Annotated in this window: 24 protein-coding genes; 10 read left to right on the forward strand and 14 right to left on the reverse strand. The window is 40.6% G+C overall.

The features are described from left to right. Positions 1-154 precede the first annotated feature (154 nt). The 7 genes from ACO1B7_RS00210 to ACO1B7_RS00240 all read right to left on the reverse strand — a co-directional run bounded on the left by ACO1B7_RS00210 (position 155) and on the right by ACO1B7_RS00240 (position 6,561). Positions 155-919, reverse strand: a complete 765-nt coding sequence (locus ACO1B7_RS00210) for an IS5 family transposase (RefSeq protein WP_004645258.1) — start codon at positions 917-919, stop codon at positions 155-157. Between the two features lie 587 nt (positions 920-1,506). After that, a complete protein-coding gene (locus ACO1B7_RS00215) occupies positions 1,507-1,875 on the reverse strand; it encodes a hypothetical protein (protein WP_423089666.1) in 369 nt (122 codons plus the stop codon). Next, entirely contained in the window at positions 1,876-2,238 is a 363-nt protein-coding gene (locus tag ACO1B7_RS00220) for an immunity protein Imm33 domain-containing protein (RefSeq protein ID WP_005107027.1), read from the reverse strand. 126 nt (positions 2,239-2,364) lie between these two features. Further along, the gene (locus ACO1B7_RS00225; protein ID WP_005107029.1) at positions 2,365-2,967 is read right to left on the reverse strand and encodes a nitroreductase family protein; all 603 of its coding nucleotides are present in this window, start codon (positions 2,965-2,967) and stop codon (positions 2,365-2,367) included. A gap of 432 nt (positions 2,968-3,399) precedes the next feature. Beyond that, positions 3,400-3,891 carry a hypothetical protein gene (locus ACO1B7_RS00230; protein ID WP_005246483.1) on the reverse strand — a complete coding sequence of 164 codons (492 nt, stop codon included), beginning with the start codon at positions 3,889-3,891 and terminating at the stop codon, positions 3,400-3,402. A gap of 126 nt (positions 3,892-4,017) precedes the next feature. Next, positions 4,018-5,412 carry a class II fumarate hydratase gene (fumC, locus tag ACO1B7_RS00235; protein WP_224215776.1) on the reverse strand — a complete coding sequence of 465 codons (1,395 nt, stop codon included), beginning with the start codon at positions 5,410-5,412 and terminating at the stop codon, positions 4,018-4,020. A gap of 138 nt (positions 5,413-5,550) precedes the next feature. Continuing rightward, on the reverse strand, positions 5,551-6,561 hold the full coding sequence (locus tag ACO1B7_RS00240; protein WP_180038673.1) for an NAD-dependent epimerase/dehydratase family protein: 1,011 nt from the start codon (positions 6,559-6,561) through the stop codon (positions 5,551-5,553). 70 nt (positions 6,562-6,631) lie between these two features. On the opposite strand from ACO1B7_RS00240, the gene tusD reads away from it, so the two are divergent. The 4 genes from tusD to ACO1B7_RS00260 are packed head-to-tail and all read left to right on the forward strand — an operon-like array spanning position 6,632 to position 8,023. Next, the gene (tusD, locus tag ACO1B7_RS00245; protein WP_005266468.1) at positions 6,632-7,000 is read left to right on the forward strand and encodes a sulfurtransferase complex subunit TusD; all 369 of its coding nucleotides are present in this window, start codon (positions 6,632-6,634) and stop codon (positions 6,998-7,000) included. 44 nt (positions 7,001-7,044) lie between these two features. Beyond that, entirely contained in the window at positions 7,045-7,395 is a 351-nt protein-coding gene (locus ACO1B7_RS00250) for a hypothetical protein (RefSeq protein WP_004280210.1), read from the forward strand. A gap of 17 nt (positions 7,396-7,412) precedes the next feature. Further along, positions 7,413-7,697: a DsrH/TusB family sulfur metabolism protein gene (locus ACO1B7_RS00255; protein ID WP_423089667.1), complete on the forward strand. Its 285-nt coding sequence runs from the start codon at positions 7,413-7,415 to the stop codon at positions 7,695-7,697. 14 nt (positions 7,698-7,711) lie between these two features. Next, positions 7,712-8,023 carry a TusE/DsrC/DsvC family sulfur relay protein gene (locus tag ACO1B7_RS00260; protein WP_004280207.1) on the forward strand — a complete coding sequence of 104 codons (312 nt, stop codon included), beginning with the start codon at positions 7,712-7,714 and terminating at the stop codon, positions 8,021-8,023. A 113-nt stretch (positions 8,024-8,136) separates the two neighbouring features. On the opposite strand, the gene ACO1B7_RS00265 is transcribed toward ACO1B7_RS00260, so the two are convergent. The 3 genes from ACO1B7_RS00265 to ybaK form a co-directional block, all read right to left on the reverse strand. After that, the gene (locus tag ACO1B7_RS00265; RefSeq protein WP_423089668.1) at positions 8,137-8,619 is read right to left on the reverse strand and encodes a hypothetical protein; all 483 of its coding nucleotides are present in this window, start codon (positions 8,617-8,619) and stop codon (positions 8,137-8,139) included. Between the two features lie 69 nt (positions 8,620-8,688). Beyond that, on the reverse strand, positions 8,689-9,942 hold the full coding sequence (locus ACO1B7_RS00270; protein WP_314106806.1) for a YncE family protein: 1,254 nt from the start codon (positions 9,940-9,942) through the stop codon (positions 8,689-8,691). Between the two features lie 194 nt (positions 9,943-10,136). After that, positions 10,137-10,604, reverse strand: coding sequence for a Cys-tRNA(Pro) deacylase (gene ybaK / locus ACO1B7_RS00275; RefSeq protein ID WP_005266473.1), 468 nt, complete (start codon positions 10,602-10,604; stop codon positions 10,137-10,139). A gap of 960 nt (positions 10,605-11,564) precedes the next feature. Here ybaK and aroQ point away from each other — a divergent pair. From aroQ to accC, 3 genes are read left to right on the forward strand one after another with little or no spacing between them, the layout of a single operon-like run. Further along, positions 11,565-12,020, forward strand: a complete 456-nt coding sequence (aroQ, locus tag ACO1B7_RS00280; RefSeq protein WP_005246503.1) for a type II 3-dehydroquinate dehydratase — start codon at positions 11,565-11,567, stop codon at positions 12,018-12,020. 16 nt (positions 12,021-12,036) lie between these two features. Beyond that, positions 12,037-12,453: an acetyl-CoA carboxylase biotin carboxyl carrier protein gene (accB, locus tag ACO1B7_RS00285; protein WP_005107117.1), complete on the forward strand. Its 417-nt coding sequence runs from the start codon at positions 12,037-12,039 to the stop codon at positions 12,451-12,453. Between the two features lie 18 nt (positions 12,454-12,471). Further along, positions 12,472-13,836, forward strand: a complete 1,365-nt coding sequence (accC, locus tag ACO1B7_RS00290) for an acetyl-CoA carboxylase biotin carboxylase subunit (protein ID WP_004646808.1) — start codon at positions 12,472-12,474, stop codon at positions 13,834-13,836. A gap of 54 nt (positions 13,837-13,890) precedes the next feature. On the opposite strand, the gene ACO1B7_RS00295 is transcribed toward accC, so the two are convergent. Further along, positions 13,891-14,334 carry a hypothetical protein gene (locus ACO1B7_RS00295; protein ID WP_423089669.1) on the reverse strand — a complete coding sequence of 148 codons (444 nt, stop codon included), beginning with the start codon at positions 14,332-14,334 and terminating at the stop codon, positions 13,891-13,893. Positions 14,335-14,651: 317 nt separating this feature from the next. On the opposite strand from ACO1B7_RS00295, the gene ACO1B7_RS00300 reads away from it, so the two are divergent. Both ACO1B7_RS00300 and ACO1B7_RS00305 read left to right on the forward strand, forming a co-directional pair. Next, entirely contained in the window at positions 14,652-16,082 is a 1,431-nt protein-coding gene (locus tag ACO1B7_RS00300) for a sensor domain-containing diguanylate cyclase (RefSeq protein ID WP_423089670.1), read from the forward strand. Positions 16,083-16,128: 46 nt separating this feature from the next. Beyond that, positions 16,129-17,619 (forward strand): amidase, encoded by a 1,491-nt coding sequence (locus tag ACO1B7_RS00305; protein ID WP_219309492.1) that lies wholly within the window; start codon positions 16,129-16,131, stop codon positions 17,617-17,619. Between the two features lie 16 nt (positions 17,620-17,635). On the opposite strand, the gene ACO1B7_RS00310 is transcribed toward ACO1B7_RS00305, so the two are convergent. Next, positions 17,636-18,802 carry an MFS transporter gene (locus tag ACO1B7_RS00310; protein WP_423089671.1) on the reverse strand — a complete coding sequence of 389 codons (1,167 nt, stop codon included), beginning with the start codon at positions 18,800-18,802 and terminating at the stop codon, positions 17,636-17,638. Positions 18,803-19,181: 379 nt separating this feature from the next. Here ACO1B7_RS00310 and ACO1B7_RS00315 point away from each other — a divergent pair, with 379 nt between their 5' ends. Beyond that, positions 19,182-20,321, forward strand: coding sequence for a catalase family protein (locus tag ACO1B7_RS00315; RefSeq protein ID WP_243475497.1), 1,140 nt, complete (start codon positions 19,182-19,184; stop codon positions 20,319-20,321). Positions 20,322-20,345: 24 nt separating this feature from the next. Here ACO1B7_RS00315 and ACO1B7_RS00320 read toward each other — a convergent pair whose 3' ends face one another. Next, complete coding sequence (locus ACO1B7_RS00320) at positions 20,346-20,912, reverse strand: IS630 family transposase (protein WP_109455560.1); 567 nt, start codon at positions 20,910-20,912, stop codon at positions 20,346-20,348. Then, positions 20,902-21,357 (reverse strand): helix-turn-helix domain-containing protein, encoded by a 456-nt coding sequence (locus tag ACO1B7_RS00325; protein ID WP_004730277.1) that lies wholly within the window; start codon positions 21,355-21,357, stop codon positions 20,902-20,904. Before ACO1B7_RS00325 ends, ACO1B7_RS00320 begins: the two co-directional genes overlap by 11 nt. Positions 21,358-21,538: the final 181 nt, after the last annotated feature.

The following is a 21,538-nucleotide window of genomic DNA, read 5'->3' on the forward strand; positions in this document are numbered from 1 at the left end:
GGATTTAATAACATGTAAACCACTTTTAGGTCAGAGTGTTTCTTAAACTAACTCGCTGTTATTACCCAAATAGACTGAGGTAATTTTGAAAATATTGTTTTTAATTATTTATTGCTTATTATTTATCAAAAAATGACTAGGGTCTGTTGACATTTCAAGTATAGAATTTACCCGATAAAGGTAGCCAAATAAATATACAAGCTAATGCAACTGCCCCCTCATAGCTACACTTTAGCTTATCATATCGTGTTGCTATTCCTCTGAACTGCTTTAACCTACAAAATGCATTCTCAACTAAGTGTCTGATTTTATATAAATACCAATCCATATGATCATTATTTGACTGAGTATTTGATTTTCTTGGAATATTCGCTTTAGTTTTTTTCGCAGATATTTGTTCTCTTAATGATTCAGAGTCATATCCTTTGTCTGCACAACATACTTCCGTTTCACTCAAATCAAGTTTTTCAATCATTTTGGGAGCAATCTTGACATCATGTATCGTTCCATCGGAGATAATAATTTCGATTGGATTGCCATCCGCATCAACAGCTAAGTGTATTTTAGAACTATTTCCACCAATGCTTTTAGAAATATCCTGATCTTTTATTCCAGCAGAATGTTGGTGTGCCCGAACATGACTACCATCAATAAAAACCCATTCCATATCAGCACTTGAAGAAATTAATTTAAATATTTTCATTAACTTATCATTTTTACACCAACGATTATATTTTTTAAAGATTGAGTTATACGAACCAAATTCTTTAGGCAAATCACGCCATGGGCAGCCTGTTCTTATTCTATAAAGTATTGCTTCGACAAAATTTCTCAAATTAGATTTGAAATAGATATCAAAATTTCGGAAAATAGAAAGTAACTTAGACCAGTGTTGATCATTCAGCATTGTACGAGGCATAGCGAGAAGTAAATTTAGTTTGGCGATTAAATTTTACTTTCTCGCTATTTTTTTGAACAGTAAATGTCAACAGACCCTATTCATAAGTAGCTTATTAATCCACTTGATTCTGTTTAGAATAATACGCCTTAAGTCCAAATGAGTTACAGGTAGTAAACATCAACATTATAAATTTCCCCTCTCTCCCTTTCTTGATAAAGTTGTTAAAATTATGTATTGCTTAGGCTATTTTAATATCTTAGGATGTTCAAGTTATTAGCTTAAATATAAACGTGCAATCACGCTATCCTACTTAAATTATCCTGTTCAAGAAATTACATCACGTATATAAGACATTTTCAGAAAATTATAAAAATCCAGATTATTCATTTATTCTTATCAATATATTTGACTACCGCTGATATATCCCCGGGATATGAGGTATTCACATCAAAATAAATTTAAATTAACTTAACATTTTCTTTATTAAATGATATTCGGGAGATGGTCTTTCAGGTTTTAATATCTATAAAATTTGATTGTAAAACAGACTTATTTATTTTTAGTCTACTGCGAAAAACGTTCGAGAATGAAAAGTATTTTATAATTTATTCTACATCCCTATTTTTACAAAATACGTTTGTAGTCATTCCAGATTGAGTCAAACTTTGATCCTGCCGCTCAAGAAAGTTTTTGGCAATCATAGCCATCGTGGGCGCCATATCCAGACTGCTGTTTTCTTCGGACACCTTTTGAATATCCTGATAGGCTTTCAGTCGTTTGCAGAAAGCCTGACGTTGAGTTTGTGCATCTGCCTTTTGATCATCTTCATCTAAAATGTATTTGGTTTCATTCACGATTTTAGTCTGTGCTAAAATAAACTGGTCATAGGCACTTTGTGAAAGCCGCTGTGCGAAGACCACACTACTCAGTCCTAATAATAATCCAGCACAAATGAAAGATGATTTTTTTAGCATTTAAATTTCTTCTTTCCAGACATCTTCATAATCATCGGCATCAATCATGAAACGAAAACCTGTTTCCAGAGCCAGATACGGTAAAACTTCTGGTGCGATGTCCTGTAATTCACGTACTGTCATGGTTTCAAAAGCCTCTTCACTTGAAGGCTCTCCGCCATAAATGTACCAGCTGATATTTTCATCTGTTTCAGGCTTTTTACGGATGCCGACAATCGGATCCTGTTTTAAGGTATGTACGGCCACCGCAACAACATCATCCCCCGTGACTTCAACATAAGCCGAGCCTACTTCTTCACAAAGTAGCTTTTGCTCTGCGATCAGTTCTTGTAACGGTGACAGGTTTTGCGTGTTTTTCGACATTCGGTCTTACTCATCATTCATTAGCGCGCTATTTTAACTTAATTTTAATGAAGCTGATTGGGATTTCGTCGAGATCTAAAAAATATCTGCCCTTAAACCGTGTTAAGCGCAGATATGGATCTCAGCTTATTGGAAGACTTTAAAGCGCTCTTCATCCGCCAGATAATCTTTGGCACGTGGCTCGCCTTCTATCGAACCAAAGACCAACTGTGCACGCAACTTCCAGTTCGATGGAATGTCCCATTCCGCATGTACCTGTTCATCCACGATCGGATTGTAGTGCTGCAATGATGCGCCCAGACCTTCTGTATGCAATGCTGTCCACGTTGCAAATTGCGCGATCGCAGTCGAATGCTCTGCCCAGATTGGAAAGTTATCAGCATAAGATGGGAATTGTTCCTGTAAGCCTTCTATAACTGTTTGATCTTCAAAAAATAAAACAGTGCCTAGCCCTGCCGCAAAACTTGCCATTTTTGCTGTGGTTCTTGCAGCGCTTTCTTCATCTTTGGCATAGCTTTTTAATTTATCTGCGACGAAGCCCCAGAACTTTTCATGTTCCGAATTGAATAAAATGACGGCGCGTGAAGACTGAGAATTGAAAGAAGATGGGCTCTGCTTAATTGCAGTCTGAATCAAATCAGTTAGATGTTCAGGAGATTGTTCAACATTCTTGGCAATGGCATAAATAGTACGGCGTTTAGTAATTAAATCTAAAAACTGATTCGACATTTTTGAAAATCCTGGGATATATCTTCGGGAAAATTTGAACCTTCAGTTATTTTTATGAAGGATAGCTAATCAATGGAGCTTTTGCTTTAACGTGAGATAAAGCCTATATACCTTAAAAAATAATGGACTCAATTACTAGGCTATTTAATTGATATTTTTATATATTTTTTAGCTAAAAATGATCATTTTCATCTATTTTTTGAACAATCGTTAAAACTACTGCCCTATGCGAGTGCCTGACGCTAAACAATGGTTCAACATGAGCTATTATTGATCAAAATTTTAAGAATAAAGACCTTCAATCACCAAATTTAATCTTGCTTAGGCTATTCTAAGAGAGAGCACATCATGAAATAAATCTCATCTTGCAGATAAAAATTAATCCCCCGAAATTGGAGGATTAATTTTATAATTAAAAGCTAAAAAACCGATTTAAAACTTCGCGTTCAGCACCTGAGCAGATACTTTAGTCTTCCAGAGCTCACGTAAAATCGGTAAATAGAATTTCTCACCGAGTTCCACCAGTTCTGCATCAATCAGAGCATGCATCTCATGCATAAACAAATAATCCAGTTCAACTGTGGTTAGTTTAGTCTGCTGTTTTTGATAGTCTTTGCGTTTCTGTTGGGCTTGTTTAACCAGACGATCCGCAAATGCTTTATGTTTAAACTGGGTAATTGCTTTTAAACGCAGTTCGATAATACCCCATCCTGTTAAAAACATCTGGAAGGTCTCAAAATCATCGCTGGTCGATTCCCAAGACATTTCTTCCAGATTTTCATTATCCGGAAGCACAGGTAAAAGAAGTTCCATCACACTTGGGAAAATCTTTTTAAAATTCAGAATAAATTTAACAGGATGCTCACTTGGATAATCCTTGAATTGCACCTTTCTTTGAACATCTGTTAAATAAATATCAAGCATAAAACAATCATCAGTGGTTAATCTCATCTAGCACTATTGTACGCAACTCTGCCTGAGATAAAAACCACTACTGACTATTCCATGATAAAACAGGCGGAAAGATTGAAAATAAAAGCGCTGCAGCCCTTATTTGGCATTCGGTGAGACCATTTGCTCAGGACGCACCACTTCATCAAACTGTTCAGCGGTGACTAAACCCAGTTCAACAGCCACCTGTTTTAAGGTTTTTCCTTCCTTATAGGCTGTTTTGGCAACCTTGGCTGCATTCTCATAACCAATCACCGGATTCAATGCTGTGACCAGCATTAAAGAATCATGCAGGAAATGTTCAATTTTTTCATGATTCGGCTCAATACCTACGGCGCAGTGATCATTAAAACTGTTACACGCATCGCCTAAAAGCTGGATGGATTGCAACAGGTTATAGGCAATGACCGGCATAAACACATTCAGTTCAAAGTTACCTGATGCACCTGCCACGTTAATGGTGGTGTCATTGCCGAGAACTTGTGCGACGACCATGGTCATCGCTTCACTTTGCGTCGGATTCACCTTACCCGGCATGATGCTAGAACCCGGTTCATTTTCAGGAATACGCAATTCACCAAAACCACAACGAGGCCCGCTGGCCAGCCAGCGAATATCATTGGCAATCTTATTTAAGCTAACCGCTAAAGTCTTTAATGCACCAGACGCGAATACCGCAGCATCACGGCCTGCCAGAGCCTCAAACTTGTTTGGCGCAGTTACAAATGGTAAGCTTGTTAACTGTCCTAGTGTTTTAGCAGACTGAACGGCATAATCGGGATGAGCATTCAGACCAGTACCGACCGCTGTCCCGCCTAATGGCAATTCATATAAACCAACTAAGGCCTGTTCTAGACGAAGAAGCCCATGATCCAGCTGAGAGACATAACCGCTGAATTCCTGCCCCAAGGTTAAAGGCGTAGCATCTTGTAGATGAGTCCGGCCAATTTTTACAATATCGGCAAAATCCTGAGATTTGGCATATAAAGTATCGCGCAAGCGTGTGACAGCCGGAATTAAAAGTTCATTAATCTGCAAGCTCGCAGCCACATGAATCGCAGTTGGAAATGAATCATTGGTAGATTGGGCACGATTGACATGATCATTTGGATGAACTGGTTTTTGTGCCCCTAAATGATTGCCCAATTTCTGGTTGGCAATATTGGCAATCACCTCATTACAGTTCATATTGCTTTGTGTACCTGAACCAGTTTGCCAGACTACCAGTGGAAATTGACTGTCCCATTTCCCGCTGATGACTTCATCTGCCGCATCCACGATATAGCGTGACAGTTCTTGGGGAATCTGGTTTAGCTCGGCATTGGTCAAGGCAGCCGCTTTTTTGACGAGTCCCATGGCACGAATCATTGGCCGTGGCAACCGCTCATTGCCAATTTTGAAATTTTGCAAGCTACGCTGAGTCTGAGCGCCCCATAAAGCCTCACTCGGTACAGCCACCTCTCCCATCGTGTCATGTTCAATACGTGTTTGCATGTTCAACCTCAATTCTTCTTGCCTGTTACTGATTTTAGGAATTTCTATATCAATGATTTAATCTATTGATTTAAAGTAATCGATTACAGTAATAATGTAAATGATAATTATTATCAAATATAAGCTAAATACTCTTACTTACTGCCCTCTGAGCATATTCTGATAAAACAACCATTCATCCTCAAGCATCTTTCTGAGTGAACGCTGAGGTTGCCAATGTAGGATATTTCGCGCTTTTCCAATGTTCGCCCCCAATTGATCCATTTCCGCATGGGGATATGGTAAAGCATCCATGGTTTTGATTGCAGATTGAGTCACTTCAGCCAGTTGATCTAGCAAATCCTGTATGGAAATCAATTCACCAGCAATATTAAAGGCTTCACATTTTAATTCCTGCTGTTGTGATAGCCATTGCAAGGATTTGATCACGGCATCACAACAGTCTGCGACATGCAGAAAACTGCGTTCTACTGTGCCATCCGCAGTATGGGCCTGACGGCGTAATTCCAGATATTCACGTTGCTGTGCAGCCACCTGCATCGCCAAAGGTAAAATATTTTTCGGTAAAGGTGGCACTGCTTCCCCCAGCACACCGTGTTCAAAGGCACCGGCGATATTGGACAGACGCAGGATCGCAATCCGCCATTCATTGTCAGTTTTGGCAGTATCGCGGATAATTTCCTCAACCATTTGTTGCGATTTGATATAGGGATTCGGATAAGTGAAGTTAAAAGGCAGATCTTCGCTTAAGTCTGCACCAGATTGTCCATATACCGCCAGACTGGATAAATGTACCAGATGACGCACGCCGGTACGCTGCATGGCACGCATGAGACTCATAATACAGCTAACATTATCATTATAATATTCAAGTGGTTTTAATACTGATTCTTCCAGTGATTTAAAACTTGCGGTATGCACCACAGCCTGAATCGAATGCTGCTCAAATACTTTGTTCAATGCTGGCGTATTGCGAATATCAATTTTGATAAAAGGTACATACATACCAGAAATAAATTCGAGGCGCTCCAGAGTCTGTAAGTTAGCATTGGCCAAATTATCGACCACAATGACCTCTAGTCCTTGTGCTAACAGACTTAAAGCAATATGTGAGCCTAAAAAGCCTAATCCACCCGTCACTAAAATCATTTATACTACCTACTTTCTGATGAAGCCAAGATCAATCTGTTGCTATTGATCAAGCCTGTAGTGAATTTCGATGAGCACCTTAATTCTTGTTACCTCCGCACCGACTTCCATTTATGCCTGGCATGCCCTGGGTTTGGCTCAGGCCTTGCAAGATAAACAGGAAGCATTCCGTGTATTCTTCTATCAGGACGGCGTATCGGTCGCAAATGCACTGCAATGGATACCCGACGATCAACGTCATCTTACACATGCATGGCAAGCGCTACAGATTCGCCTCCCGGTCTGTGTAAGTGCAGCATTGGCACGTGGAATTACAGATCTGGACAATGCTCGACGTCACAATATTCAGCAGCATAATCTGGCAGATGCCTTTGAATTGGTCGGTTTAGGTGAACTTGCCGATGCTGTTCAGTCCTCACAACGTCTCATTCAATTCTAGATGTTTCATTTTTTAGAATGTGTTGCTTTTCCAAGGAATCTTGTGTGAAATCTGTACTTGTTATATTAACCCAAGCCAATCTGACCAGTCTGCAGGTGCATGAAAGCCTATCGGCTACGATGGTCCTGGCAACTTTTGGCGCAGAAGTTAAAGTCCTGCTACAAAGTGCTGCCCTCAGTTTGCTGCATTCAGACCTGCAATTTGACCAGGTGCATCATGCATTCAAACTGGCATCAAATATGGTCGACAGTTTCGAGTTTTATGATCTCACTCCGATTCTGATTGAGAAAAAAAACCAGCATTCCTCATTTGTGGCACAGAGCGAACAAGAAATCGAATTTATTGAGCTTAATTCTGAATTTATTCAAAGCTTTGATCATGTGATGTATTGGTAAGGAACAAGGATATAAAAATGTCAAATCACACACTTTATCTGATCCAATCCAGCTATTCGCCAACAGCGCAGATCCTAGAGCAACTGGCTCAAACTTATACAACGGGTGATCAGGTCGTGCTGATGGGTGAAGCGGTTTTGCTGCTAGAGCATTCATTTCTTCAAAGCTTGCCGAAAATTCACATACTGAAAAATGATGCGGAGTTATTAGTACAGCCTTTGCCTGATCAGATAAAGCTTTTGAATTATGCGGATTTTGCAGATCTTTGCCTCGAGTTTAATCGCTGCATTTCAATGAAATAATAAATGAGTTAGATATGAATTTAGAATTGGATCAAGATGGCCATCTGGTTGACTATACCATCTGGAATGAAGAAGTCGCTCAAGTGCTGGCCGATAGTCTGGAACTGAGCTTAACTCCTTGGCATTTTGAAATTCTGCAAGCGGTACGTCAGTTCTATCAGCAGTTTGGTCATTCACCAGCAACACGACCACTGATTAAATTTTTAATGAAAACTGTCAGTGCCGATATCAATAATGCCATGCTTCAGGAAAAGTTTAATACTGGTCTAGTTGCCCGTCACTTAAGCCGTTTGGCTGGTGTACCCAAGCCTGCGAACTGTTTATAAAGATACTTAGCTTTTTAAAGTATGTATTTAAAGGCCCAAATCATATTTTGGGCTTTTTTATGAGAGCAATTTTTAGGCTTAGAATAATGAAAGATGCATCTGGATCTAATTTTTCAAATTCGAGTTTGTTCTAATACTCGCAATGCCCGATGCAATTCATGATCCATTTCAGGCAGAACCTTAATCAGAAAATCAATTTGTGCTTTCGCTTCGGCCTTGCTCACCAGTTGGGCCTCTACCAGTTTTTGCTGCTGAGTGATCAACAAACTGACTTGGTGAGGATCTAGTCGTTGTCCCTCACTTAAAGCGTTAATGATCTGAGTAAAGTCCAGATATAACTGTTCTTGTTGCTTTGATAATTCGCTTTGCTTTGCAACCGTATCGTTCTGTTTCTTCTTCGTAGTTTGACTATTCTCAGGAGAGTTAACAGATATATAGCTTGCCGATTTTTCAACTGGCAGGACCGGATCAGAATGGGTCTGATCAGTAAAATTCGTCCGATAGATTTCTTGTCGTACCTGATAACCAATACCCACTAAAGTCCCAAACAAGAGCAATCCGATCATTACATAGAACAGAATTGTTTTATCATTCATTTTTATGTCCTCAGCTCAACAAAGACAACCTTTATCAAAAAGCTGTCTTTTTCGCTAATCGACGATTGACTACGGCGTTGACCAGTCTGCTGGTGCATAACCAATCCGAACGCGTTGTGGATGATTTCCTACCGGTACACTCAGCACTTTATTGCCTGTGGCAAAATCAATCACTGTGACTACATCTGTTTCACTTTCTGAAATCACACAGCTACGACCATCCGGGCTTCGCGTCGCCCAATAAGGTTTACCTGCAGAAATCAGTTTCCCGGCTGTCAGCGTTTTGCGATCTACAATCGTAGCGTAGTTATCCATGGTCCCGGCGACACAGAGCTTTTCACCATCAGCACTGATTGACAATCCATGATGACGTGAATCATTCACCCATTTTGTCCGGTCTTTCGGAATACTGTCACTACCAGGCAGCTGTCCGATCCGGCTAATCTTGTTCTGGTTCAGATCGTATTCAATCAAACCATTAAAGAATGAAACCTGGGCATACAGTTTGGTTTCATCCTTGCTAAATACCATTGGTCGTACTGAGTTGGATAAATCTTTACGACCAAATGCATCAAGTGCAGGTCTGAAATCGATTTTTCTTAGCACCTGATGCGTATTGGCATCTGCGATAGTGATAAAACGCTTACCTTTAGTAAAGTCTTGCCACTGTGCATCCATCGAGGTTTCCACATTGCCGATGGCAGAGTTCAGGATCTTGTTGCCGCCATCGAAGTAAATATTTTCATGCGGTTTGTCGCCAGTGCTGAAACGGCCTAATTCCTTACCGGTATGGATATCCAGTACATGCACCACATTCCCTGAAGATGCAGAAACAGCAACCCGTTGTCCATCTGGTGATACCGCCATATGGTCGGCACGGAAACCTTCGACTGACGTCCGCCAGTTAATCTTGCCGGTTTTGATATTAATTGATACCACATCGGCGAAACTTGGGCGTGATGCAACGACTGACTGTCCATCTGGTGTCGAGTACATATCATCCACCAGCTGGTCATTGCCTTCACCGGCTGTAGCCTGAATGTAAGTATAAGCAATCAGTTTGATTGGATTCAGGTGAATTTCTTTAAGGCGCTCTTTCCGGTCAGGAATCATGTTAATGACGCCAATTTTGCCAAAATCACCCGATGGACGAATCACGGTTACCGTGCCATCCCAGTTATTTCCGACAAAGAAAACCTGCTGTGAATTGGCAGGTGCAGCTGAAGGTGCAGAAGCGGCCTGTACACTCGGCAACGCAGATAGAATCACCATCGCAGATAATGTCAGACAGAACCGTGGCCATTTTTTATTTTGAATTTGCATCCATTATGCTCCGCATCATAATTTATATTTTTGTTTTCATTCCTTGTTGTGTACACAGTCCGGCTGTGTTTTAACTTATCTAATATACAAACGTATAAAATGATTTACTGTTATTTCCGACCAAAAAAATATGCAGCTATTTTAAATCTATCACTTCAGGTTCTATAAAATTAGGTGATCATCATGCTTCGATCTTATGTATCCAGCACATCGACAAACTGTGCATTGAGCACTTTGGCAAGATCAGCCGGCTTTAATCCAATATCCAAGCCTCTTTTACCGCCACTGACATAGATCTTATCCAACTGTTCTGCGGTGGCATCAATCACCGTTTTTAATCGTTTCTTTTGACCAATGGGACTGATTCCGCCAACCAGATAGCCGGTCAAGCGTTCTGCATGTTTAGGATCTGCCATCTGGAGTTTTTTGCATCCTACGGCCTGGGCTACTTTTTTCAGATTGAGTTGATGATGTACCGGCAATATAGCAACAAAATACTGTTTATCATCCGTGACTAATAAAGTTTTAAAGACTTCTTCCACCGAAAGCCCTAATTTTTCAGCAGCTTCTAGCCCGAAACTTTTGGCATTGGCATCATGTTCATATTCATGAATGCTGTATTCGATTTTATTGGCTTTTAATAGTTTGCATGCAGGGGTCATAGAAAGTCTTGTTTGAGATGGATCGCATGATTATATAAAGATTAGCTCAAGAAGTTAATTTAGATGAGGCAACTATAGAGCAAATTTTGCTTTAAGCCCGTATTCCGCTTCAATCAGGCCTATTTAGTTCAATCATTACGCTCTTCAATACTTTTAAACTTTTCTTGAAAAGATGATGGTGCGCAAAATTGCAACAAATGTATGCGTTTTTGCCACTATCTAAGCGTTAGGCAATTAATGGCTTCACTATATAGAAGACTTGAAGATGAACACATTCGTCACTTCGCCCATCTATACACATGAAGCATATAGGTCGAGCGTTTTATCTTAAACCTGCTGAGATTCAACCTTTATATCTGGAAGATGAAGTACATTCTTGTGCAGTGTCTGTCATGAATACTTGAATTGAAAGTGATGTAACTAATTCCAATCTATTGGAAAAACAGACCTAGAAAAATCCAAGTAAAATAAGAGAAAACATCATTAACATATTGTCTTATCTTATATTTTTAAATTTTCATCACGTTTTGAGAATCAGTCGATAGCTTATATATAAAGAGGATAATCAGCACAACTCTAAAGTCAAAATGTAAAGAGTTTTCTATGCTATAGAAGTCGAACATTGCAGTAAAATCAGCCAGACAACTCTTGTTCAAAACTAAAAATATCACTAAAAGGAAGAATTTAGCGTTAACATGAAGATACAGTTACATAAAGGATATTAACTGTTTTTGCCAATTGGGTTTACAATGAAAATAATCTGAATACCCAGCGAATTGTAATTTTTTAACATTGCCAAATCTCTGCAAAGTTTTCATTATAGCGCCACTGTTTGCTATATGCTTTCTACGTTAATTCAAAGAAATTATAAATAGTAATGTAGAAAATCATGCAATAATAAGCAGAGTTTGCAGACATCTTGCAAACAAACCCCGATACTTTTTAATTGGAGCATGCTGGATGAGTTCGACCATTTTGGTTATTCATGGACCGAATTTAAACTTGCTTGGGAAGCGCGAACCGGAAGTTTATGGTCACCTTAGTCTTGACGATATTAACCAGCAGCTGATTGCTCAGGCTCAACAAGCTACCTTACAACTCGATACTTTCCAGAGCAACTGGGAAGGTGCCATTGTTGACCGAATTCATCAAGCCCAGCAAGACGGCATTCAATATATCATTATTAATCCGGCAGCATTGACCCATACCTCTGTTGCTGTTCGCGATGCCCTCCTTGGCGTTGCCATTCCTTTCATTGAAGTCCATCTGTCTAATGTGCATGCACGTGAGGCATTCCGACATCATTCGTACTTATCCGATAAAGCCATCGGCGTGATTTGTGGTCTAGGTGCAAAAGGCTATGCTGCTGCCCTCGACTATATCATTGAAAAAATACAACCTTCTACACAATCTTAATTAGGAATACTGTCTCATGGATATCCGTAAAATCAAGAAACTCATCGACTTGATGATTGAATCTGACTTACAGGCGATCGAAGTTAAAGAAGGCGATCAGTCGATTGCATTAACTCGTCGTAATCCAGTGGTTGCAGCAGCTGTTCCTGCTATGCCTGCACCAGCAGCCGAAGCGCCAGCAGCAAAATCTCCTCGTGGCGCAGTTGAAACTTCACCAATGGTCGGCGTGTTCTATGCAGCACCAAGCCCAGGTGAACCGACATTTGTTAAAGTTGGCCAGACCGTTTCTGCAGGCGATACGCTCGGTATTATCGAAGCAATGAAAATCATGAACCCGATTGAAGCAACTCAAAGCGGTGTGATTGAAGAAATTCTGGTGAAAAATGGTGAAGTGATTCAATTCGGTCAACCACTTTTCCGCTACCGCGCTTAATCACCCCGGGGATTTATAATGTTGCAAAAAGTTTTAATTGCAAACCGTGGTGAAATTGCGTTACGCATCACCCGTGCTTGCAGAACTTTAGGGATCAAAACTGTAGGTGTCTATTCTGACGCAGACAAGGACCTGATGCATTTACGTTTCTGTGATGAAGCAGTATGTATCGGCCCTGGTGCGAGCAGTGACAGCTACCTGAATATTCCTGCGATTATTACAGCTGCTGAAATTACCGGCGCAGATGCCATCCATCCTGGTTATGGATTCCTCGCTGAAAATGCAGAGTTTGCAGAAATCGTAGAAAATTCTGGTTTTATCTTTATTGGTCCACGTCCGGAACATATTCGTTTAATGGGGAACAAGGTTTCTGCCATTATTGCCATGAAAAAAGCTGGTGTACCAACAGTACCAGGCTGCGACCATGCTGTAACGATTCACAATGCGATGGCTGAAGCGAAAGAGATCGGTTTTCCACTGATTGTAAAAGCTGCTTCTGGCGGTGGTGGTCGTGGTATGCGTATCGTAGAAAATGTCGATACCCTGCTGGAATCTGTTCAGGCTGCACAGCGTGATGCGGAAATGTGGTTTGGTGATGATACGGTCTATATGGAACGTTTCCTGCAAAAGCCACGTCACGTCGAAGTGCAAGTACTCGCTGATGGTAATGGCCATGCGATTCATCTGTATGATCGTGACTGTTCACTACAGCGTCGCCATCAAAAAGTACTGGAGGAAGCGCCTGCGCCAAACTTACCAGAGCAAGCACGTGCTGATATTCTAGAAGCCTGTGTCAATGCCTGTAAATTGATGCAATATCGTGGTGCAGGTACATTCGAATTCCTGTTTGAAGATGATGAGTTCTTCTTCATTGAAATGAATACGCGTGTTCAGGTTGAGCATCCGGTGACTGAAATGGTCACGGGGATCGATATTATCGAACAGCAATTGCGTATTGCTGGCGGCTTAGGTCTCGATATTCAGCAAGAAGACGTCAAGGTTTTAGGACATGCGATTGAGTGCCGTATTAACGCAGAAGATCCATCGACCTTCCTGCCTTCACCAGGCAAGATTGACAACTTCTATGCACCAGGCGGCGCAGGTATCCGTTTAGATTCGCATGTTTATCCAGGCTACAGCATTCCACCGTATTATGATTCGATGATTGCCAAACTGATTTCGCATGGTAAGGATCGTGAAACTTCTATTTCTCGAATGAGAAATGCTTTGGAAGAAATGATTTTGACTGGCGTTAAAACCAATATTCCTTTGCATAAAGATTTAATCCTTCAGGATAAAAACTTCTGCAAACAGGCAATGGATATTCATTATCTGGAAAAACATTTGTTAAAGCAGCTTGAAGGTGCTGAAGACAAAGCTTAAATCAAAGCTCATAAAAAAACCGCTGTCATTCAGCGGTTTTTTATTGTTTGCAATTTAAGGCAATACGCGTCTGAGCACGGCAAAACATTGCTCGGCTTTTTCATTGGCACAGAAGTTAATGGTATAAGGGTTTTGCCATTTGACAAAATACTGCGAAATTTCACCAGACTGATCCACTTGATTGCCTGAACAGTCTTTTTCATTATTGTCGTATTTTACTTGCAGAATCAGCGCTGGAATCTGCTGCGAAGGATCCTGTGCCGGCTGATAGTCATACAGCCCTGACGTCCACTCGTCGCCACTTTTAATCACCACATTATTATTGCCTTTAAAATTATAATATTCGATACATTTTTTATTATCCGGAATTTCCATCCCCCACAATCCCACAATTTCAGGACGGGTTTTCACGGTAAATGTATTTGGGATTTCAGCAGCCTTAGCAGAAACTTCCGCTGGTTTTTTATTTTCTGTCGCCATTAGCCAAGGTGAGCTCATGAGTAAGATAAGGCTAAGACATATTTTTTTCATATTTACCGGCATCGTTTTAACAATTGATTCTAAGTTAGCATATTTTTTCAGAATCGTATCCCACTCTGGAGCAGTTTAAATCTGAGTCCATAAAGTTTTTATCATATTGTTTAAAAACATGGATTTCTTTTCCAGTTTATTTTGTATATATTTCGTATATAACAATCTTAACATCATGTATTAATAACAGATTAATCAAAAAATAACTGTATATATAAAATCAGACTTACTTGCTAAACAAAGTGATCATTCACACTTAAAAATTTAAATATAGGATTTTAAATTTGCAATTGGCTCGAATAACAGAACAACAATTAAATCATGAAACCTATGCTTATTTTGTCATTGTGTTCGCTGTTTTAGTCTGTTGTTTTATTGGGATCGCAACCAGGCCACTCGGCTATCTCGCCCTGATCTGGCCAGCCAATGCTGCCTTACTGGCCATATTCCTGCGTTTTCCACATTTAAATCATCTGGGCGGCTGGCTGGGTGCAGTCAGTGCTTTTATGTTTGCAGATCTGGTCACAGGCAACAGTCTGCTGCAAAGCCTGTTTCTTACACTTTCCAATCTGATTAGTACCATTGTCTCGATATTTTTTATTCGTTATTTCAAGATTAATTATAAATACTACAATACCGGTTATACCTTTATTCATTTATTTGGCATCTTCGCATTTGCCGGCTGTCTGGCCAGCGCTGCTTTTGCAGTTGCCACCCTGCCAAACTTACCCAATACATTCATGACCAAAGAAAACTTATGGATTGATTTTGGTCTATGGTGGACGGGCGAGATGGTCAATTATATCGTGGTATTACCTTTGCTTCTGGCCTTTCCCAGAATCAAGGATATGCAGTATCTGTTTAAAAACCGCCGTCAAAAGCGTCATCATTTCAGTTATTTTCTGCCCGCAGCTACAGTCGTACTCTGTGTCATCATCACCAATATTTTTTCAGGTCCGGGCGCAATGCTCTACCCTCTGGCTGCACTGATCTGGGCTGCGTTGACCTATCGCCTGTTTACCATGACCATGATCAACGCTTTTGTGATTATCCTGACCTATTACAGCCTGACGCGGTTTTATGCCACAACGCATGACACCTTGGCAGATTCTACGATTTATATTTCGCTCCGGATCGGGCTGTTTATGCTGGCCTTATCGCCGCTTATTCTTTGTATTATTAGTCAAAACCGCAATGAGCTGTTTAAACGGGTTCTCTATCTGGCCAATCATGACAGTCTGACCCGCACCATGAACCGTCATTTTTTCTTTCAGAAAGGTGAATATTTACTGCAATATGCCAACAGAATGGAATTTTCGGTCATCATGCTGGATATTGATCATTTCAAACGTCTGAACGATGATTTTGGCCATCATGTCGGTGACAAGGTGCTGCAACATTTTGCGGAAATCATTCGCTGCAATTTACGTGCTGAAGATCTGTTTGCACGAATTGGTGGGGAAGAATTTGTGCTGTTACTCTGGAATACCGAACCATCAGAAGCACGTCTTATTGCAGAACGGATTCGTGATCTGGTGGAAAAAACCCCGATTTATCAATCAGATGGCTCGCCCCTGTATATTACCGTGAGTGTGGGCATCACTCATCAAAATGAACCGCAGGCCCAAGACCTGCAAAACCTGATCAATATTGCAGATCAAGCCTTGTATCAGGCCAAACATCGTGGGCGAAATCAGGTGGTGCTTGCATCTTGAGCCTAAATGATCTACAACCTTGAAGCAGCAACACTAGGGAATGGCAATGAAATTTGAAGAATATCTGCAATATGACGGTTTAGGACTGGCTGATCTGGTCGCCAATAAACAAGTACATTCAAGTGAACTTTTATCTGCTGCACTAGAGCGTAGCTCAATTGCCAATCCCGAGCTAAATGCAATTATTATTCCGATGCATGAGCATGCATTGAAACGGAGCCAGCAAAATCTGTCCGGACCTTTTGCCGGTGTGCCTTTTCTGGTTAAAGACCTGTTTCAGGAATATGCCGGTTATCCAACTTCTTATGGTTGTCAGGGCTTAAAACGGATTGGTTATATCGCCGAGACCAATGCCGAGATTGTCAATCGCTGGGAAAAAGCCGGGATTGTGACTTTTGGACGTACCAATACTCCTGAATTTGGGATTAAAGGTATTACTGAACCAGATGCTTGGGGCAGCTGTAAAAATCCGTGGAATTTACAGCATAATAGCGGCGGCTCGTCCGGTGGTTCCGCTTCTGCCGTGGCTGCCGGAATTGTACCAATTGCGGGTGCTGGTGATGGTGGCGGCTCGATACGTATCCCCGCTTCCTATTGCGGCCTGTTTGGCCTGAAACCGAGTCGTGGCCGCACGCCTTGGGGACCACAAATGAGTGAAGCCATGCATGGCGCCGCGATTCAGCATGTACTGACCAAAACGGTACGGGATAGTGCTGCAATGCTGGATGCCACCCATGGTGAAGATCATAGTTCACTGTTTAAGATTCAGCGTCCACAGCATCATTATCTGGATGTGATTCAGCAACCGCCAAAAAAACTGAAAATTGCGTTTAGCACTTATTCTACGATTGGCACACCTGTTTCCCAGGATGCCATTAAAGCCATTGAAAAAACAGCCAAATTGCTAGAATCTTTGGGCCATGAGGTGGTCGAAGACCGCCCAGCCATTGATGGAATGCAACTGGCCAAGGATTTTATTACCACCTGGTTTAGCCAATTTTCATTTATGCTGGATGAAATCCAGAAAGGCTATCCGTCTAAAACAAATGATTTTGAATTGGACTCTTTAGCACTGGCGGCTTTTGGGGCCAAAACCAGCGCGATTGATTATATCCAGAACCTGAATAACTGGGGCCAGTATGTGACCCAGATGAATCATTTCTTTGATAATTATGACCTCTATCTAACGCCTGCAACGGCGACAGTGGCGCCGAAAAATGGTGAGGTCAAAACACCAAACTGGCAGAAACCGATTCTTAAAGGTTTATTGAAACTGAATAAAGCGCATTTGCTGGCGCAAGGGAAACTAGTAAACCAGATTGTGAAAGAAAATCTAAAATGGGTGCCTTTTACCCAGTTGGCCAATATTACCGGACTCCCAGCGATGTCTGTACCACTGTACTGGAATGAACAAAACCTGCCGCTCGGTTCACAGTTTATTGCGCCGTTTGCCCGTGAGGATCTGCTACTACAACTGGCAGCTCAATTGGAACAGGCACAACCGTGGTTTGGGCAATATTCCAAGATCCGTATTTAATACTGAGATGATATTTTCAAGCCTGTTTTTGCAGTTCGACCTTATTTGGCAATCCAAAAATCAGTAATAAGCCAAGCAAGGTCGATGCTGCAGCAGCGATAAAGATAGATGTGCCGCCGACTTGATCCCAATAATGCCCAGCCAGAATACTGCCGCTCGCCACACCAATCCCCCACATGGTGCTGTAGAGCGCTTGTCCACGTCCTTGCTGCCCTGCAGAAAAATTCTGGAAAATCACTCGCATCGCAATCATATGAAATAAACCAAAACTTAAAGCGTGAATCGTTTGAGCAAAAAACTGTGCCATGAATGAAGCAGGAAAGACCCCGACGATGAACCATCTTAATCCGGTCATCAATAAGCATAACGTGACCAGATGGCGCCATGACCAGCGTGTCAGAAAGAACGTCGCATAGGCAAACATGATGATTTCCGCAATGACCCCGACTGACCAGAGCAGCCCAATCTGGCTGGTGCTAAATCCCGCCTGACTGAGATAATTGCTATAAAAACTATAAAACGGCGCGTGTGAAAATAGCAGAATCAATTCAATCAGGAAAAAACTATACACCACTGGGCGTTTAAATATCGGCCATAAGGGTTCGAGCTGTTTCTGGGCGGTAGGCGCTGTCGTGGGCTCTTTAATGGTAAATGACCAAAGAAAGGCCAGAAATGAAATACTCAGCAACAAGACGGGTAACATACTGATGCTCATAATTTCAAAGACGGCGCCCAAGCCGAATACACCGATAATAAAGCCGACTGATCCCCATTTTCGTACTTTGCCATACAGTTCTGCTCTTTCTTCTCCGAGCCAGAACAAAGTTACACCTTCAAACTGTGCCAGAATAGCATTCTGAAAAAAACTGAAAATCAGCATCAGTAAAGCTACAGATTGAAAGCTATTGGGAATGATAAAAATCATGAACCAGATACAGGCTTCCATCCAGGTGGCAATACGCACCAGCAACATGCGTTTACCGGACTTATCTGCAATCCAGCCCCAAATTAAGGGAGCAAAGAATCGGGTAACAATCGCAATAGAAGATAAAATCCCGATTTCCTGATAATTGAAGCCTTGATCTTCAAGATACAGACTCCAAAAAGGCATGAATGCCCCAACAATGGCATAGTAAAAAAAGTAAAATCCACTGAGTCTATGCTGGATTGCTAGAACTGGCATTGATTTATATATCCTAATATTTTCAAAATTTTAAACTCAATAAATTTCTATAGCACTGTATTCAACGACTCTTGATTTTTCTACGAGCATCTCGTATTAGTCTAAAAATAAATTTACATAAGTTTATGAATAAATTTTACTAAAGCAAAAAACCCTTTGCTGAGTTAAATCAAAGTAAGAACATAAATCGGCTTCTATATTGAGCACACGATAAAGGGCGGAAACGTTTTTAGGAAGGAGTTGGATGAACTTTAAATCTGAAGATCAATAATTACACAGACATTACAATTATTTTATGGCTAAAGTATGTCCAAAGAATTTTCAGATCATAGGCTAAAAAATTAAAACGAACTCTAGCTTTATAGCAAGGAGAAAATCAATGCCTAACTTTATAAGACCTCTATACTCGGGTCTAGTCTTCCTCCCTCTAATGGTAATAAGTATTTGTAGTGCTGCATATGCTAACGCTTCCCCTATAACCTCTAACTCTCCAAAAGATAATCTTCATCCCCATATAGATCATTATTTAAGTGAAAGTCTTTATCCTGATGAAGCAAACATAACTGAAAAAATCGCAGATATAATTGAGATATCTATTCGGAAAGAGTATTCCACAGGTATCGCGCTACGTGATGCCCATCCCAAAGCACACGGTTGCGTACGCGCAGAATTCAAAGTAGATGAAGCTCTTCCCAAAAACTTGGCTCAAGGTGTTTTTCTTCCGGGAAAAACATATCAAGCCTGGATTCGTTTCTCTAATGGGTCTAAAAATGCCCAACAAGCAGATATTAAAAAAGATGCCCGTGGTATGGCGATAAAACTTTTGGGAGTACCGGGAGAAAAGCTTTTAGATGATGAAACCTCTACTCAAGATTTCATTATGATCAATCATCCTGTCTTTTTTGTGAATGATCCAGTTCGATATATGTCATTTATGCAAGATATAAATAGCGATAGATTTTTTAATAAACTGCATATTCCTTTTGCATTAGGAGCTAAAGGAACCTGGATTGCCTTAAATACGAGAAATAAAATTTCTAATCCTTTGCAAACTAGATATTGGTCTATGGTGCCCTATCAATTAGGAATAGGCACTGATCGTCAAGCTATAAAGTATTCAGCTCAAGCATGTTCGACAGTGACAGATCCTCTTCCACATGCTCCGCATCATAATTTTCTAAGAGAAAAATTGCGCAAACATTTGCAAAAAAGTGAAGCATGTATGGAGTTTCTGATACAGCCTAGAACATCAAACACCATGTCAGTCGAAGATTCCATGACTGAATGGCAAGAAAGTGAGGCGCCTTTTTACAAGGTCGCAACTATCCGCATTCCTCAGCAAGTTTTTGATACACCTGAACAAAACAAGTTTTGTGAAAATCTCTCTTTTACACCATGGCATACACTACCGGAGCACAAACCTCTGGGAGTAATAAACCGAATGCGAAAAGTGATTTATGATCGTATTAGTGAGGTTAGACATGATATGAATTCTACTCACAGATCAGAACCACATTAAAATATAAGTGCTTATAAGTTGTCATTAAAAAGTAAACATGTATTCTTTTCCGAATTGGTTTGATACTTTCTCCACCCATTGCTCTATTTTGTCAGCTGTCATGACTTGAAAATCTCGCCAATAATATTTCATCTGCTTCCATACCATCTCGATTCGATTTAACTCAGGGCTATAAGCTGGAATAAAATACAGATTCGTCGAAAAGTTAGTTTTAAGTAGCTCTCTGTAATCAGCCATCTTTTTACTTCTATGAATCGAGGCATTATCAACAATAAGAACCAATGGAAGGTTATATGTCTGTTTTACTCGTTGAGCTATTCCAGTTAAATAGGCATAAAACCAAGTACTTGTCACTGACTCTTGTAAACAGCTTGTCACCAGTTTCCCCGTTGAAAGCAAACACCCCATGACATTAACTCGTTTTAATCTTATTGCATCAACCGCATGAACATCACCTATCTTTGTCCACGCATAGCGGTTATCAGGTGTAGATGAAAATCCTGTTTCATCAACATAACCTAATATAATTTCACCACGTGCCGCTTGCTCTCGTAATTCTTCAATCTGCTGTGTTGCTTGTTCAAATGCAATCGGATCTCTTTTTTTTCAAGCTATGACGGGTACGCTTGAAGACCATACCTGAATCACGTAAAAACTTACGAATGGTTTCAACAGACACGGACACTTCGTATTCTTCATGTAGTTTGACTCGGATTTGTTCTGCATTGAGTGGACTTGTATTGACCCAATCTAGGATTTTCGCCTGATAGTCTGAGATCAATGTATTGGGTCGACCTGAGCGATGACCTTCTTTAATCGATTCAAGCTCATACAATTCCCAACGTCGGCGTTGTAGCCTTATGGTTTCTGGGATACGTTCTTGTAGAGTGGCAACTTCCGCAACACTTTTACCTTCGGAAAGCCAGAGAATAGTTTGGGCACGTTGCCTTTCACGCCAATGTTTTGCATGCTTGACCAGAAAAATGAGTCGTTCTCGCTGTTCTAAACTAAGTGGTACAGAAACAATTCTAGGCATGTGTGAACATCTGTTAACTAAAAAAACCTTTTCGCATCATTAGTTATTTTTGTCAACTTATGAAGTTATTAGCTAAACTAAAATAACCTGTTGTACTGCTCATTCGCCTTAACTTAAAAGCTTTAGTTTACAAACTCTGTGCAGAGTTAATTTAGAAACATAAATAAAGCTGCTACATTAA

Origin of the sequence: Acinetobacter lwoffii (assembly GCF_049367455.1) — a bacterium.
GTDB lineage: Bacteria > Pseudomonadota > Gammaproteobacteria > Pseudomonadales > Moraxellaceae > Acinetobacter > Acinetobacter lwoffii_W.

Coding starts and splice junctions, on each gene's coding strand:
- ACO1B7_RS00210 (WP_004645258.1), bottom strand. CDS start 919: ATGCCTCGTACAATGCTGAATGATCAACACTGGTCTAAGTTACTTTCT.
- ACO1B7_RS00215 (WP_423089666.1), bottom strand. CDS start 1,875: ATGCTAAAAAAATCATCTTTCATTTGTGCTGGATTATTATTAGGACTG.
- ACO1B7_RS00220 (WP_005107027.1), bottom strand. CDS start 2,238: ATGTCGAAAAACACGCAAAACCTGTCACCGTTACAAGAACTGATCGCA.
- ACO1B7_RS00225 (WP_005107029.1), bottom strand. CDS start 2,967: ATGTCGAATCAGTTTTTAGATTTAATTACTAAACGCCGTACTATTTAT.
- ACO1B7_RS00230 (WP_005246483.1), bottom strand. CDS start 3,891: ATGCTTGATATTTATTTAACAGATGTTCAAAGAAAGGTGCAATTCAAG.
- fumC (WP_224215776.1), bottom strand. CDS start 5,412: ATGCAAACACGTATTGAACATGACACGATGGGAGAGGTGGCTGTACCG.
- ACO1B7_RS00240 (WP_180038673.1), bottom strand. CDS start 6,561: ATGATTTTAGTGACGGGTGGATTAGGCTTTTTAGGCTCACATATTGCT.
- tusD (WP_005266468.1), top strand. CDS start 6,632: ATGAGCACCTTAATTCTTGTTACCTCCGCACCGACTTCCATTTATGCC.
- ACO1B7_RS00255 (WP_423089667.1), top strand. CDS start 7,413: ATGTCAAATCACACACTTTATCTGATCCAATCCAGCTATTCGCCAACA.
- ACO1B7_RS00260 (WP_004280207.1), top strand. CDS start 7,712: ATGAATTTAGAATTGGATCAAGATGGCCATCTGGTTGACTATACCATC.
- ACO1B7_RS00265 (WP_423089668.1), bottom strand. CDS start 8,619: ATGAATGATAAAACAATTCTGTTCTATGTAATGATCGGATTGCTCTTG.
- ACO1B7_RS00270 (WP_314106806.1), bottom strand. CDS start 9,942: ATGCAAATTCAAAATAAAAAATGGCCACGGTTCTGTCTGACATTATCT.
- ybaK (WP_005266473.1), bottom strand. CDS start 10,604: ATGACCCCTGCATGCAAACTATTAAAAGCCAATAAAATCGAATACAGC.
- aroQ (WP_005246503.1), top strand. CDS start 11,565: ATGAGTTCGACCATTTTGGTTATTCATGGACCGAATTTAAACTTGCTT.
- accB (WP_005107117.1), top strand. CDS start 12,037: ATGGATATCCGTAAAATCAAGAAACTCATCGACTTGATGATTGAATCT.
- accC (WP_004646808.1), top strand. CDS start 12,472: ATGTTGCAAAAAGTTTTAATTGCAAACCGTGGTGAAATTGCGTTACGC.
- ACO1B7_RS00295 (WP_423089669.1), bottom strand. CDS start 14,334: ATGAGCTCACCTTGGCTAATGGCGACAGAAAATAAAAAACCAGCGGAA.
- ACO1B7_RS00305 (WP_219309492.1), top strand. CDS start 16,129: ATGAAATTTGAAGAATATCTGCAATATGACGGTTTAGGACTGGCTGAT.
- ACO1B7_RS00310 (WP_423089671.1), bottom strand. CDS start 18,802: ATGCCAGTTCTAGCAATCCAGCATAGACTCAGTGGATTTTACTTTTTT.
- ACO1B7_RS00315 (WP_243475497.1), top strand. CDS start 19,182: ATGCCTAACTTTATAAGACCTCTATACTCGGGTCTAGTCTTCCTCCCT.
- ACO1B7_RS00325 (WP_004730277.1), bottom strand. CDS start 21,357: ATGCCTAGAATTGTTTCTGTACCACTTAGTTTAGAACAGCGAGAACGA.